Annotated in this window: 10 protein-coding genes and 2 rRNA genes (1 of these 12 cut by a window edge); 6 read left to right on the forward strand and 6 right to left on the reverse strand. The window is 62.8% G+C overall.

Features of this window, described 5'->3' with window-relative positions; translation table 11 throughout:
- Together ASC92_RS13125 and rrf are read left to right on the forward strand one after the other, a co-directional pair.
- Window positions 1-2,103: ribosomal RNA gene (locus tag ASC92_RS13125) — 23S ribosomal RNA — on the forward strand (it extends 773 nt beyond the left edge of the window).
- Between the two features lie 128 nt (window positions 2,104-2,231).
- A 5S ribosomal RNA gene (rrf, locus tag ASC92_RS13130) occupies window positions 2,232-2,344 on the forward strand.
- A 93-nt stretch (window positions 2,345-2,437) separates the two neighbouring features.
- Here the strand turns inward: rrf and ASC92_RS13135 are convergent.
- The 5 genes from ASC92_RS13135 to hppD form a co-directional block, all read right to left on the reverse strand.
- On the reverse strand, window positions 2,438-3,370 hold the full coding sequence (locus ASC92_RS13135; RefSeq protein ID WP_056515812.1) for an MBL fold metallo-hydrolase: 933 nt from the start codon (window positions 3,368-3,370) through the stop codon (window positions 2,438-2,440).
- Window positions 3,371-5,062 carry an AMP-binding protein gene (locus ASC92_RS13140; protein WP_056515815.1) on the reverse strand — a complete coding sequence of 564 codons (1,692 nt, stop codon included), beginning with the start codon at window positions 5,060-5,062 and terminating at the stop codon, window positions 3,371-3,373. It lies immediately after the preceding gene.
- Window positions 5,063-5,181: 119 nt separating this feature from the next.
- Window positions 5,182-6,057: a phenylalanine 4-monooxygenase gene (gene phhA / locus ASC92_RS13145; RefSeq protein ID WP_056515817.1), complete on the reverse strand. Its 876-nt coding sequence runs from the start codon at window positions 6,055-6,057 to the stop codon at window positions 5,182-5,184.
- Between the two features lie 19 nt (window positions 6,058-6,076).
- Window positions 6,077-6,880: a transporter substrate-binding domain-containing protein gene (locus tag ASC92_RS13150; RefSeq protein WP_056515820.1), complete on the reverse strand. Its 804-nt coding sequence runs from the start codon at window positions 6,878-6,880 to the stop codon at window positions 6,077-6,079.
- A 34-nt stretch (window positions 6,881-6,914) separates the two neighbouring features.
- Entirely contained in the window at window positions 6,915-8,042 is a 1,128-nt protein-coding gene (gene hppD, locus ASC92_RS13155; RefSeq protein ID WP_056515821.1) for a 4-hydroxyphenylpyruvate dioxygenase, read from the reverse strand.
- A gap of 153 nt (window positions 8,043-8,195) precedes the next feature.
- Here hppD and ASC92_RS13160 point away from each other — a divergent pair, with 153 nt between their 5' ends.
- From ASC92_RS13160 to lnt, 4 genes are all read left to right on the forward strand, one after another.
- Complete coding sequence (locus ASC92_RS13160; RefSeq protein ID WP_007836115.1) at window positions 8,196-8,669, forward strand: Lrp/AsnC family transcriptional regulator; 474 nt, start codon at window positions 8,196-8,198, stop codon at window positions 8,667-8,669.
- 109 nt (window positions 8,670-8,778) lie between these two features.
- On the forward strand, window positions 8,779-9,507 hold the full coding sequence (locus tag ASC92_RS13165; protein WP_007836121.1) for a GNAT family N-acetyltransferase: 729 nt from the start codon (window positions 8,779-8,781) through the stop codon (window positions 9,505-9,507).
- Between the two features lie 97 nt (window positions 9,508-9,604).
- Entirely contained in the window at window positions 9,605-10,483 is an 879-nt protein-coding gene (locus ASC92_RS13170) for an HlyC/CorC family transporter (RefSeq protein WP_007836122.1), read from the forward strand.
- Complete coding sequence (gene lnt, locus ASC92_RS13175; protein WP_056515822.1) at window positions 10,483-12,048, forward strand: apolipoprotein N-acyltransferase; 1,566 nt, start codon at window positions 10,483-10,485, stop codon at window positions 12,046-12,048. Before ASC92_RS13170 ends, lnt begins: the two co-directional genes overlap by 1 nt.
- A gap of 3 nt (window positions 12,049-12,051) precedes the next feature.
- Here lnt and ASC92_RS13180 read toward each other — a convergent pair whose 3' ends face one another.
- Window positions 12,052-13,431, reverse strand: a complete 1,380-nt coding sequence (locus ASC92_RS13180; protein ID WP_056515825.1) for an FAD-binding oxidoreductase — start codon at window positions 13,429-13,431, stop codon at window positions 12,052-12,054.
- Window positions 13,432-13,435: the final 4 nt, after the last annotated feature.

Genomic DNA, 13,435 nt, shown 5'->3' on the forward strand with positions numbered 1-13,435 from the left:
AAAGGCTAAACAAACTTGGAAATAGCTGGTTCTCTCCGAAAACTATTTAGGTAGTGCCTCAAGTATTACCATCGGGGGTAGAGCACTGTTTTGGCTAGGGGGTCATGGCGACTTACCAAACCAAGGCAAACTCCGAATACCGATGAGTACAGCTTGGGAGACAGAGCACCGGGTGCTAACGTCCGGACTCAAGAGGGAAACAACCCAGACCGCCAGCTAAGGTCCCTAAAATTGGCTAAGTGGGAAACGAAGTGGGAAGGCTAAAACAGTCAGGATGTTGGCTTAGAAGCAGCCATCATTTAAAGAAAGCGTAATAGCTCACTGATCGAGTCGTCCTGCGCGGAAGATGTAACGGGGCTAAGCCAGTTACCGAAGCTGCGGATTTGCAATTTATTGCAAGTGGTAGGAGAGCGTTCTGTAAGCCTGTGAAGGTGCGTTGTAAAGCGTGCTGGAGGTATCAGAAGTGCGAATGCTGACATGAGTAGCGTTAAAGGGGGTGAAAAGCCCCCTCGCCGTAAGCGCAAGGTTTTCTACGCAACGTTCATCGGCGTAGAGTGAGTCGGCCCCTAAGGCGAGGCAGAGATGCGTAGCTGATGGGAAACAGGTCAATATTCCTGTACCGATTGTTAGTGCGATGTGGGGACGGATCTTAATAGGTCATCCAGTTATTGGATTATTCTGGTTTAGTTGGATGTAGGCGTGCATTAGGCAAATCCGGTGCACATATACCGAGGCCAACGATCGAGCGGACTTGTCCGTGAAGTGACTGAACGAGGTTCCAGGAAAAGCCACTAAGCTTCAGCTAACAACGACCGTACCGCAAACCGACACTGGTGCGCGAGATGAGTATTCTAAGGCGCTTGAGAGAACTCAGGAGAAGGAACTCGGCAAATTGACACCGTAACTTCGGAAGAAGGTGTGCCCTATTAGTGTGTAGTGAACAACGAAGCATGAATGGGTTGCAAAAAATCGGTGGCTGCGACTGTTTATTAAAAACACAGCACTCTGCAAACACGAAAGTGGACGTATAGGGTGTGACGCCTGCCCGGTGCTGGAAGATTAAATGATGGGGTGCAAGCTCTTGATTGAAGTCCCAGTAAACGGCGGCCGTAACTATAACGGTCCTAAGGTAGCGAAATTCCTTGTCGGGTAAGTTCCGACCTGCACGAATGGCGTAACGATGGCCACACTGTCTCCTCCTGAGACTCAGCGAAGTTGAAATGTTTGTGATGATGCAATCTCCCCGCGGAAAGACGGAAAGACCCCATGAACCTTTACTGTAGCTTTGTATTGGACTTTGAACAGATCTGTGTAGGATAGGTGGGAGGCTTTGAAGCAGGGTCGCTAGATCTTGTGGAGCCAACGTTGAAATACCACCCTGGTGTGTTTGAGGTTCTAACCTAGGTCCATTATCTGGATCGGGGACAGTGCATGGTAGGCAGTTTGACTGGGGCGGTCTCCTCCCAAAGCGTAACGGAGGAGTTCGAAGGTACGCTAGTTACGGTCGGACATCGTGACGATAGTGCAATGGCATAAGCGTGCTTAACTGCGAGACTGACAAGTCGAGCAGATGCGAAAGCAGGACATAGTGATCCGGTGGTTCTGTATGGAAGGGCCATCGCTCAACGGATAAAAGGTACTCTGGGGATAACAGGCTGATACCGCCCAAGAGTTCATATCGACGGCGGTGTTTGGCACCTCGATGTCGGCTCATCTCATCCTGGGGCTGTAGCCGGTCCCAAGGGTATGGCTGTTCGCCATTTAAAGAGGTACGTGAGCTGGGTTTAAAACGTCGTGAGACAGTTTGGTCCCTATCTTCCGTGGGCGCTGCAGATTTGAGGAAGCCTGCTCCTAGTACGAGAGGACCGGAGTGGACACACCTCTGGTGTATCGGTTGTCACGCCAGTGGCATTGCCGAGTAGCTAAGTGTGGAAGAGATAACCGCTGAAAGCATCTAAGCGGGAAACTCGTTTCAAGATGAGATCTGCCGGGGCCTTGAGCCCCCTGAAGAGTCGTTCAAGACCAGGACGTTGATAGGTCAGGTGTGGAAGCGCAGTAATGCGTTAAGCTAACTGATACTAATTGCTCGTGCGGCTTGACCCTATAACTTTGATCAATCCGATCAAGGTGTTATGCCAAGTTGACGCATTCAAAATAATTCGCCAAAAGCTGATTCCAAACTCTATGAATTCGTTTGCTTGATCACATGATCAATCAGACAACCCTTTATGCCTGATGACCATAGCGAGTTGGTCCCACTCCTTCCCATCCCGAACAGGACAGTGAAACGACTCAGCGCCGATGATAGTGCGGGTTCCCGTGTGAAAGTAGGTCATCGTCAGGCTCTTACAGCCCAAAAAACCCCAGTCAGCAATGACTGGGGTTTTTTGCTTTGCGGAATTCGGAAATGCAAACGCAAAGACGAATAAAGAGCGTGCTAGATATTGCGAACGCCAGATGTGCTCATCTCTGCCGCGCCAGCGGCAACCAGTTCCGCCAGGATGTCCCCCGTCAATTGATCCAATTCAATTGCGCTGAAAAAGCGTGATCGGATCACGTCGATGTATGCAGCGCCTCGCAGCCACGCATGCCAATCCGCAAAAGAGATCGACTGCACCTCCAGCAGCTTGAATTTCATCAGCACCTTGATGGCGTGACGCGCATGCTTCACCGGATCGCGCTGCAGACCGTCGAGCCGGCGGCGCGCTACAGACAAGGCCTTGCCGACATCGTCGAATACAGCGCCATGCCCCGGGATCACTTGCCGCGGCGCAAGCGTTTCGATCAGATCCAACGTAGCACCCACATCTTCGAACGACGGCTCACCGGCCAACTCGGGAAACGCGATGCCAAACCCGTTCTCCCACAGGGCATCCGCCGAAATCAGCGTCCGTGACTCGGCGTCGAACAGAATGATCGAATGGGGATCGTGGCCGGGTGCCGCATGCACTTGCCACGGCCGATCCCCGAGCATGCATTCCGTCCCGGGCTGCAGCAGCCCCGTAAAACGGAACCTGCGGCACGTCTGCCCCGTCGCCAGGAAACTCAGGCCGCTTTGATCCCAGCGTTCCACCAAGCTGGCTTCGCCAGGCGGGATCTCCGTACGAGCCAACGGATAGCGCTCCTGCAGTGCGGCATTCCCACCGCAATGGTCGCTGTGGAGATGCGTATTCAGGATGAGATCGAGCGGCCGCTCCCCCAGCACCGACTCGACCAGCGCCAGCGTCTGGTCGGCATGCGTTGCATACCCCGTATCGACCACCGCGGTTTCTTCGCTGCCGACGAGCAGAACGTTGTTCGAAGACAGCCAACCCCGCTCGAACACCACGACATTCACTGGCAGCCCGGCGCTCGCCGACGAATGGCTCATTCAGGCGCTCGCGCTGGTGCGCAGTTCGCGGCGAAGGATCTTCCCCACATTGGTCTTCGGCAGCGATTCTCTGAACTCGATGTGCTTCGGTCGCTTATAGCCCGTAAGTTGTGAATGGCAGTACTGAAGCACAGCATCTTCGGTCAACGCCGGATCCCTGCGAACGACGAAAACCTTGATGGACTCGCCTTGCTTCTCGTCCGGCACGCCCACCGCCGCGCATTCCACGACCCCCGGGCACAGGGAAATCACGTTCTCGAGTTCGTTCGGGAACACGTTGAAGCCGCTCACCAGAATCATGTCTTTCTTGCGGTCGACGATGCGGCTGTAGCCGTCTTCCTGCATCACGGCGATGTCGCCGGTGCGCATGAAGCCGTCGGCAGTGAACGCCGCCGCCGTCTCGGCGGGCTGGTTGTAGTAGCCCGCCATCACGTTCGGCCCCTTGATGCAAAGCTCGCCCGCCTGGCCTGTGGGCAGCGAATTGCCGTCATCGTCCTTGATCGCGATCTCGATGCTGGGCAAAGGCAAGCCGATCGTCCCGGTGAACTCGGTATTCGACACCGGGTTGTTGGTGCCGATGGCGCAGGTCTCGCTCATGCCCCAGCCTTCGATCATCGGGCAGCCGGTGGCCTCGAACCACTTGCGTGCCGTACCTTCCGACGCTGCCATACCTCCCGCCTGCGAGACGACCAGCGTGGAGAAATCGATCGACTTGAATTCCGGGTGCATCAGCAGTGCATTGAACAGCGTGTTCACTGCCGGCAGCATGTGGAACGGGCGCTTCTTCAGTACGGCGATGAATTTGTTGAAGTCGCGCGGATTCGGGATCAGCGTCATGTGCGAACCCTGGCGGATCGCCAGCAGGCACAGCGTCAGCGCGAAGATGTGATAAAGCGGCAGCGCCGCGATGCTGTTGACTTTCGCCAGATCCCCTGCGCGCGACAGCGCAGGTGTGAACCAGGCCTCTGCCTGCAGGGTGGCCGCAACGATATTGCGATGGGTCAGCACCGCGCCCTTCGACAGGCCGGTCGTCCCACCTGTGTACTGCAGGAACGCGATCGAATCGAGCGTGCTCCGGTCGGGCCCGAGCGTGCGGCCTCGGCCCTCCGAGATCGCCTGAGCGAACGGCGTGACCGTGCGTCCATCGCTCAACGGCAGCTTGTATGCTGGCACGATCTTCGCCAGATGGCGCACTGCCATCGTGATCCACGCACCATACAGCCCGCCCAGCAGATCGCCCATCGCCGTCACGACCACGTGCTTCACGGGCGTGCGCTCGATCACCTTTTCAAGCGTTGCCCCGAAGTTCTCGAGGATGACGATCGCCGTTGCGCCGGAGTCCTTCAGCTGGTGTTCCAGCTCCCGCGCGGTGTACAGCGGGTTGACGTTGACACAGGTGTAGCCCGCGCGCAGCACGCCGCACATCGTGACCGCGAACTGCGGAATATTGGGCAACATGATGGCCACGCGCGCGCCGGGTTCGAGCCCGCACGACTGCAGCCAGGCGCCCAGCGCCTTCGACAGCGTGTCGAGCTCGCCATAGGACATCCAGCGTTCCATGCAGACCGAGAACGGCCTGTGGGCATAGCGGCCAAAGGCCTCGTCGAACATGTGAGGCAAGGAGCGGTACTGCTCGGGATGAATTTCGTGCGGTACGCCGGCCGGATAGTTGTGTCGCGCGGATGTCTGCATGCAAGCTCCTTTGGCGCGGATTGTGCGAGGCAGTGCGCCTGCGCCGCCAGCGGGCTTGTCCTAGGGAGCGGGCGAGCGCTGTCGCGCGCGCGATAGCTGCGCGGCGCGGCCCCAGAAATTCAGGCCTTGCCCGATTCGCCCGGCAGCAGCACCCCGGCCTCGATGTCGGTCGCAACCTCCAGCGACTCGTACAGCGCCGTGAAGTCGGGCGCCGTAAGGTCGAACAGATGCTCGAAGCTGTCGATCACGAAGTAGTTGGCCTGGTAGGTATCGATCTTGTAGCGCGTGCGCATGGTGCGCAGCAGGTCCAATGGCAGCCGGCGTGGTTCGTCGCTGAGCACCGCGTGCTTCAGTTCGCCGACCGAGCTCAGGATGCCGGCGCCGTAGGCGCGCAGGCCGTCCGGCTGGCGGATCAGCCCGAACTCCACCGTGTACCAATAAAGCCGCGCGAGCTTTTCGCCGGCGCCCAGTTCGTGCGCCTTGATGCCGCCCGCGCCGTAGCGCTGCACGTAGTCGGCGAAGGTCGGGTCGAACAGCATCGGCACGTGGCCGAACAGGTCGTGGAACACGTCGGGCTCGACGATGTAGTCGAACTCCTCGGGCTTGCGGATCCAGTCGGTCACCGGGAACTTGCGGTTCGCGAGCAGCGTGAAGAACGGCAACTCCGGAATCAGCCCCGGCACCGCCACGATCTCCCAGCCGGTCGCGCGATGCAGCCGCTCGTTGAGCTCCTCGAAGCGCGGAATGCGGTCCTTCACGCCGAGCGACGGCAGCGACTTGATGAAGGCGTCGCACGCCAGCCCCGGCAGCTGCGCGGCCTGGCGCTCGTAGAGCCGGCGATAGGTGTCGTGGTCGGCCGGCGTGTAGCTGGCCCAGTCCTGCGGGCAGGTGTAGTCGGCCATGACCTTGCCGCCGCGCGAGTAGTCGCCACGGGGCGGGCGGTCGGAAGCGCCGTAGACGGCGGGGGTGACAACGGCGGCGGCAGGAGTGTCCATGAGAAACGATTCTTGAGAGTTACTTGAGCCAGCGGTCCATCGTGCGCTGGAAGTCGCCGCCGGCCTGCTGCAGGTGCAGCCACTGGTCGACGTACGACTTGAAGGCAACGTCGTCGCGCGGCAGCATCCAGGCCATTTCGCCGTACTGCAGCGGTTTGTCGGGGTTGACCGCGCACAGGCCCGGCTTGAGCTTCTGCTGCGTGATGGCCTCGGCCGCTTCGGTCACGAACACGTCCGCGCGGTTGGCGAGGATCTCGTCGAAGATCGTCACGTTTTCGCCGTGCAGCGTGAGCTTGGCTTGCTTGAAATTGGCCCGGGCGAAGCGCTCGTTGCTGCCGCCCGGGTTGAAGATGACGCGCACCGACGGTTTGTCGATGGCGGCCACGCTCTGGTACTTGGCCACGTCGGCGCAGCGCGCGATCGGTGTCTTGCCGTTGACCATGTAGGGCGCGCTGAAGAAGGCCCGCTTCTGCCGGTCGGTGGTGACCGACACGCCGCCCACGGCGATGTCGCACTTGCTGGCGTTCAGGTCGGGCAGCAGGTTGGCCCAGGTGGTCTTGACCCACTCGGGCTTCGCGCCGAGGCTGGCGCTGAAGCCCGTCATCAGGTCGACGTCGATGCCCTCGAAGGCGCCGTCCGCCTTCTGGAAGCTGAAGGGCTTGTAGTCGCCCGGCGTGCAGATGCGCAGCACCGCCGCCTTCTGCACGGCATCGAGGTGCGAGCCGGCCACCGGCGCGCTAGTCGGCGCCATGGCGCAGCCCGAAAGAATTGCGGCTGCCGCCGCGATGAAGGTCAAACCGATCGAAGACGTGCAACTGCGCATACCGGGCTCCTGGGCAATAAGAAAGAAGAAGCCCTTATTTTGCGGCGCTCAGCACGCCGCGGCGCATCTGGTCGAGCTCGATGCTCTCGAACAGCGCCTTGAAGTTGCCGTTGCCGAAGCCGTCGTCGCCCTTGCGCTGGATGAACTCGAAGAAGATCGGGCCCAGCTGGTTCTCGCTGAAGATCTGCAGCAGCAGCGCGTCCTTCTTGCCGTCGATCAGGATCTTGCGCTTCTTCAGTTCGGCAACGCTCTCGCCGTGCTCCGGAATGCGCTTGTCCACCAGTTCGTAATACGTGTCGATTGTGTCGAGCAGCGTGACGCCGTTGGCGCGCAGCGCGTCGACGGTCTGGTACAGATCGTCCGATCCCATGGCGATGTGCTGAATGCCTTCGCCACGGTACATGTCCAGATACTCCTGGATCTGGCCGGCCTGTTCCTTGCCCTCTTCGTTGATCGGGATGCGGATCTTGCCGCAGGGGCTGGTCATGGCCTTGCTCTTCACGCCCGTCACCTGGCCTTCGATGTCGAAGTACTTGATCTCGCGGAAGTTGAAGAGCTTTTCGTAGAAGCCGGCCCAGACGTTCATCCGGCCGCGGTACACGTTGTGCGTCAGATGGTCGATGTAGGTCAGGCCGTTGCCGAACGGCGAGAGCGCCTGCTCCGGCGCAACGCCGGGCAATGCCTCGAAGTCGACATCGTAGAAGCCGATGTTGCCGATGTCGCCGGGCTTCGCTCCATTCTTGCCGGGCCAGCGGTCCACCAGGTAGATCAGGCTGTCGCCGATGCCCTTGATGGCGGGGATGTTCAGTTCTCCGGGGCCGGCCTTGTCGGCGAAGCCCCATGCGCCGAGTGATGTGGCGCGTTCGTAGGCTTGCTTGGCATCCTGCACTCGGAAGGCGATGGCGCAGACGCTCGGGCCATGTTCGCGCGCGAACTTCTGCGCGAAGGAATCGGGCTCCGCGTTCAGAATGAAGTTGATGGTGCCCTGGCGGTACAGCAGCACGTTCTTGTGGCGGTGCTTCGCCACTGCCTTGAAGCCCATGCGCTCGAACACCTTGCCCATGGCGGCCGGATCGGGTGCCGCGTATTCGATGAATTCGAAGCCGTCCGTGCCCATGGGGTTCTCCCAAGGCGTGAAGGGGGGGGCGTCGGCATGGCTCATGTGCGGTCTCCGGTAGGTGGGGCTGGATGAAAAAGGGTGAATAAGGGCGCGTAATCGGCCGGTCATGCAATGTAGGGCGGATACCTCTCAGGTTTTCTGCGTTTCCGGGCGCTCGGTGTGGCTCTTGCGCAGTAAAACTGCAAGAATGGCGACATGGAAGCACTGGACAAGATCGACAGGCTAATTTTGCGCACGCTGCAAGCAGACGGACGTGCCACCTATGACCAGATCGCGGAGCAGGTCAGCCTGTCGCCCAGCGCCGTGCTGCGGCGGGTCAAACGGCTCGAAGAGCACAAGGTGATCGACCGCTACGTCGCGCTGGTCCAGCCCGAAGCCATCGGCCTGGGGCTGACCGCCTATCTCAACGTGCGGCTCGAAAAGCACACCGAGAGCCACAAGCGCAATCCGATGGACCTGTTCCGCGCCAGCGTGCAGACCTGGCCTGAGGTGGTGGAGTGCGCGGCATTGACGGGCGACATGGACTACCTGCTGCGCGTGGTCGTGGCCGACATGGCCCACTACAGCCGCTTCATCATGGATACGCTGCTCAAGCACCCCAGCGTGGAAGACTGCAAGACCAGCTTCGTGCTCGACCGTGTCAAGGCCACTACAGCTGTGCCGGTTTAGCCACGTCGCGGTTGCGTGCGCGCCACGCGCTTTGGGTACAGGGTCACGAATGTGGCCCGGATTGGCCCTGTAGACTTGTTGTTTAAGGGAAAACCCTTAAATTAGAGCCATGCTTACCGCCAAGACCCTTCTCAAAGCGTCTCTCGGCCTCGGCTCTTTCCTGAAAGCGCCGATGGTTGAGGCGCAACCACGCGCAGTCAGCGCGCCTCAACCCGTCATGGTGCCGATCCGCTCGATCGGCCCGCGCGAACGCGAGCGCATCGCCCGCCACCTGCTCGAACTCTCCCCGCACGACCGCTATTTGCGTTTCGGCTATGCGGCGGGCGACGAGCAGGTCCAGAGCTACGTCGACGGGCTCGACTTCGAGCGCGACGAACTCTTCGGCATCTACAACCGCCGCCTCGACCTGATCGCGATGGCGCACCTGGCCTTCGCACCCGGCGACCAGCACAGCGACTGCGCCGAATTCGGCGTGTCGGTCTCGGCGCATGCCCGCGGCCGGGGCTACGGTGCCCGCCTGTTCGAGCGCGCCGTGGTCGTGGCCCGCAACGAAGGCGTGGGCATGCTCTTCATTCATGCGCTCAGCGAAAACGCCGCCATGCTGAAGATCGCCCGCAACGCTGGCGCGACGGTGGTGCGCAGCGGCTCGGAAGCCGAGGCCCACCTCGAACTGCCCAGCGCCACCTTCGACAGCCGCATGAGCGAGATCGCCCTGGAGCACTACGCCGCGGTCGACTTCGCGCTCAAGAGCCGCGCCAAGCAGTTCTGGGCCTTCCTGGCGAGCGTGCAGGAAGTACGCAGCGGCATGCGCGACGCCCGGAAGAAGTCGGCGCCCTGAGCTCGCCGCCTTCGTTCTTGCCCTTTGGGGACCGCCCGGTGGGGCGTGTCACACGCAATCCGGTATCCTTGTCCTTCCTCAACTAAGCCCTCCCGCAGTGGCCGACCCTCACCCTGAACGCGCTCCCGTCGAACGGGAAGACAAGCGCGGCTTTCTCCAGAAGCTCGCCGAATTCATCCACCCCGGTCCCGACTCGCGCGACGAGCTGATCGAAACCCTGGCAGATGCCGAGGACAACGAGGTGATCGGCGCCGAATCGCGCGTGATGCTCGAAGGCGTGCTGCGCATGGCCGACATGACCGCGGGCGATGTGATGGTTGCGGCGCCGCGCATGGACCTGGTGAACATCGACGCGCCGTTCGACGCGCTGCTGCACCTCATCATCGACACCGCGCACTCGCGTTTCCCGGTGTACGAGGGCGAGAAGGAAAACATCATCGGCATCCTGCTCGCGAAAGACCTGCTCAAGCTGCAGCGCGCGCCGGGCCTCAACATCCGCGCCCTGCTGCGCCCGGCCACCTTCGTGCCCGAGAGCAAGGGCCTGAACGACCTGCTGCGCGAGTTCCGCGGCAACCGCAATCACCTGGCCATCGTCATCGACGAGTTCGGCCGCGTGGCCGGCCTCATCACCATCGAGGACGTGCTCGAGCAGATCGTCGGCGAGATCGAGGACGAGTTCGACATCGCCGAGGACGAAGGCGACATCTTCGGCCTGGCCGACCACACCTACCGCGTCTCGGGCGACACGCCGATCGAGCGCGTGGCCGAGGCCTTCGGCATCGTGTTCGACGAAGAACAGCTCAGCGAAGACTTCGACACCATCGGCGGCCTGATCGCGCACGAGATGGGCCACGTGCCCAAGCGCGGCGAGCACCATGCCATCGGCGGTTTCGACTTCGTGGTGCTGCACACCAAGGGCGGCGCGGTGCGCTGGTTCAAGGTGTCCCCGGCCCGCGGCGGCGACGCGGCCGACTGATGCGCGGCGCGCCGGCTTCTCCCTTCGCCAACCTGTTCCGCCTGCTCGGCTTCGGTGCCGCCGGGCTCGCGCAGGCACTTTCGATGGCTTCACCCGTGGGCGGCAAGCCGCTATGGTGGCTGCAACTGCTGTCGCTCGGCGCGTTCGTGTGGCTGCTCGACGGGCTGCGCGCGCAGGGCGCGGGCTGGCGTCGCGCCGGCCTGCATGGCTGGCTGTTCTCGACCGCCTGGCTCACCGGCAGCTTCTGGTGGCTCTTCATTTCGATGCACACCTACGGCGGGCTGCCGGCGCCGCTCGCGGCCATCGCCGTGCTGGCACTGGCCGCGGCGCTGGGGCTGTACTACGCGGTTGCGGCTGCGTGGTTCGTGGTTCGCGGACCGCAGGGGCGGGTGACGGGCGCGCTCGTCTTCGCGGCGCTGTGGACGCTGGCCGAGCTCGTGCGCGGCAGCTGGTTCACGGGTTTCCCGTGGGGCGCCGGCGGCTATGCGCATGTCGAAGGTCCGCTGGCCGCGCTGGCGCCGTGGGTCGGCGTCTACGGCATCGGTGCCGCAGCGGCGCTGGTCGTTGCGCTGGTCGCGCTGCACCGACCGCCGCGCGCCGCCGAGCTTGTGCAAGGCCTGGTGCTGATTGCGCTCGTGTTCGCAGCGCCGCAACTGATTGCGCCGCTGCGCAGTGACGTGCAAGGCGCCAAGGGTTCGGCCGGCAACCTTCAATTGGCACTCCTGCAAGGCAACATCCCGCAGGACGAGAAATTCATTCCCGGCGGCGGCATCGAAACCGCATTGCGCTGGTACGGCGAGCAATTGCGCGACGCCAAGGCCTCGCTCGTCGTGACGCCCGAAACCGCCTTGCCGCTCCTGCCGCAGCAACTGCCGGCCGGCTACCTCGAAGCGATCGAGGCGCGCTACAGCCAGGGCACGCAGGCCGCCATCGTCGGCCTGCCGATGGGTGGACAGGGCACGTACAGCAACGCGGTGCTCGGCTTCCAGCCCGGCACCGCGCGGCCCTACGTCTACAGCAAGCACCACCTGGTGCCCTTCGGCGAGTTCATTCCCCCGGGCTTCCGCTGGTTCATTCAAATGATGAACATCCCGCTCGGCGACTTCGCACGCGGCGGGCTCGCGCAGGCACCGTTCGTCTGGCAGGGCCAGCGCATCGCGCCGAACATCTGCTATGAGGACTTGTTCGGCGACGAGATCGGCGCGAACTTCCGCGACGAGGCCACGGCCCCCACGATCCTGCTCAACGTGAGCAACATCGCATGGTTCGGCGACACGGTCGCCATCGACGAGCACCTGTCGATCTCGCGCATGCGTGCGCTCGAATTCGCGCGGCCCATGGTGCGCGCCACCAACACGGGCGCGACGGCCGTGATCGATGCCGAAGGCCGCGTGGCGCACGAGCTGCCGCGCCTCACGCGCGGCGTGCTCGAAGCCAGCGTCGAGGGCCGGCGCGGGCTTACGCCCTATGCCCGCTGGGTGGCGCCCTTCGGCCTCTGGCCGCTGTGGCTGCTGGCCATCGCCATCGTGGCCGCAGCCTTCGTGTTGCGCCGCCGCCGGGGCTGAGCGTCAGGCGGCCTGGGTCGCCTTCACGGGCCAGTCGCGCAGCTTGCCGGGGTTCAGCAAGCCCATCGGATCGAAGCGCTTCTTCACTGCGATGACCTCGGGCGGCAACGGCCCGCCGGCCTTGCCGTCTTCCACGATGTTCACGTGCGGGTTGTTGATGTGCACGCTGTGCTCGCGGTGGATGCGCATGATCTCCTGCAGCCGCTCCTCGGTGCTGAAGCGCACCAGCTGCAGGCCGCTGCAGGTCATGAGGCCGGCCACGTTGCGCAGGAACTCAACGTGCATCATCACCTCGCCCTGCTCACCGCCCAGCAGCTTCTCCATCTCGATGACCTGCTCGACATGCCTGCCGGGGATGAAGCCGCTCTGCAGGTAGGTCAGGTTCGGGTCGATCTTCAGTGCGTGCAGCGTCGTGTGGTTCCAGGTGAATTCCATCAGCGTGCGGTTGCTCTTCTGCACCTCAGCGGCCGTCTTGCGGTAGCTCACCGTGCCGCCGTGCGCCTCCGTCAGCTGGAGCATCGCGGGCTCGCACGATTCGGCCACCAGCGACAGCACCGTGTGGCAGCCCTTGGGCAGGTGCGCGGCCAGCTGCGCGAGATGATCGGAGATGGGCGCCGCGAAGAAGGTCACGCCGCGCTTCACGATGCCCGGCGCATGCGCCAGCTTGTCGGCGAAGTTCAGCGCGCTTTCGAAGTCGTCGAAGGTCACCAGCGTTTCCAGCCACGGATGCGCCGGTGCCAGCGCGATCTCCAGCTCCAGCACCAGGCCGTTGGTGCCCCACAGGTGGTGCATGCGCATCGCCTCGGCGCCGCGCAGCTCCACGACTTGCGGCTCGGCCTCGATGGTCATCGCGCGGATGCCGATCACGTTGCCCGGCGCGCCCAGCGGCCCATAGTTGATGGAGCCCACGCCGCCGAAGCCGCCGCCGAAGAGGCCGCCCAGTGTGGCGCTGCGGTAGGTCGATGGCACGCAGCGCATCTCCTGCCCCGTGGGTTTTGTCTGCTTCTCCAGCTCGCCCAGGCGGATGCCGGCCTGCGCGCGCGCCACGCCGGGGCGCACCCACAGGCAGGTGTTGTAGCCCGTCATGTCGAGCACCACCCCGCCGGCCAGCGGCGTGGTCTGCCCGTAGTTGCCGGTGCCGCTGCCGCGGATGGTGATGGGCACGCAGCGGCGCGCGCAGGCGCCGACCACCGCGCGGATCTCTTCTTCGGTGCGCGGGCGCACGACCACGTCGGCGCGCTTGTCCTTCAGTTGGCGCACGAGCACCGGGCTGAACCACGAGAAGTCGGAGGACAGCCGCGTGACACGGCTTTCGTCGGTGATCCAGTCGAGGTCGGGCAGTTCGAGCAGCAGTTGCTCGATGGCGGAAGCAGGGGCATTCATGGTC

Source organism: Variovorax sp. Root411 (assembly GCF_001425205.1).
Classification (GTDB): Bacteria; Pseudomonadota; Gammaproteobacteria; order Burkholderiales; family Burkholderiaceae_C; genus Variovorax.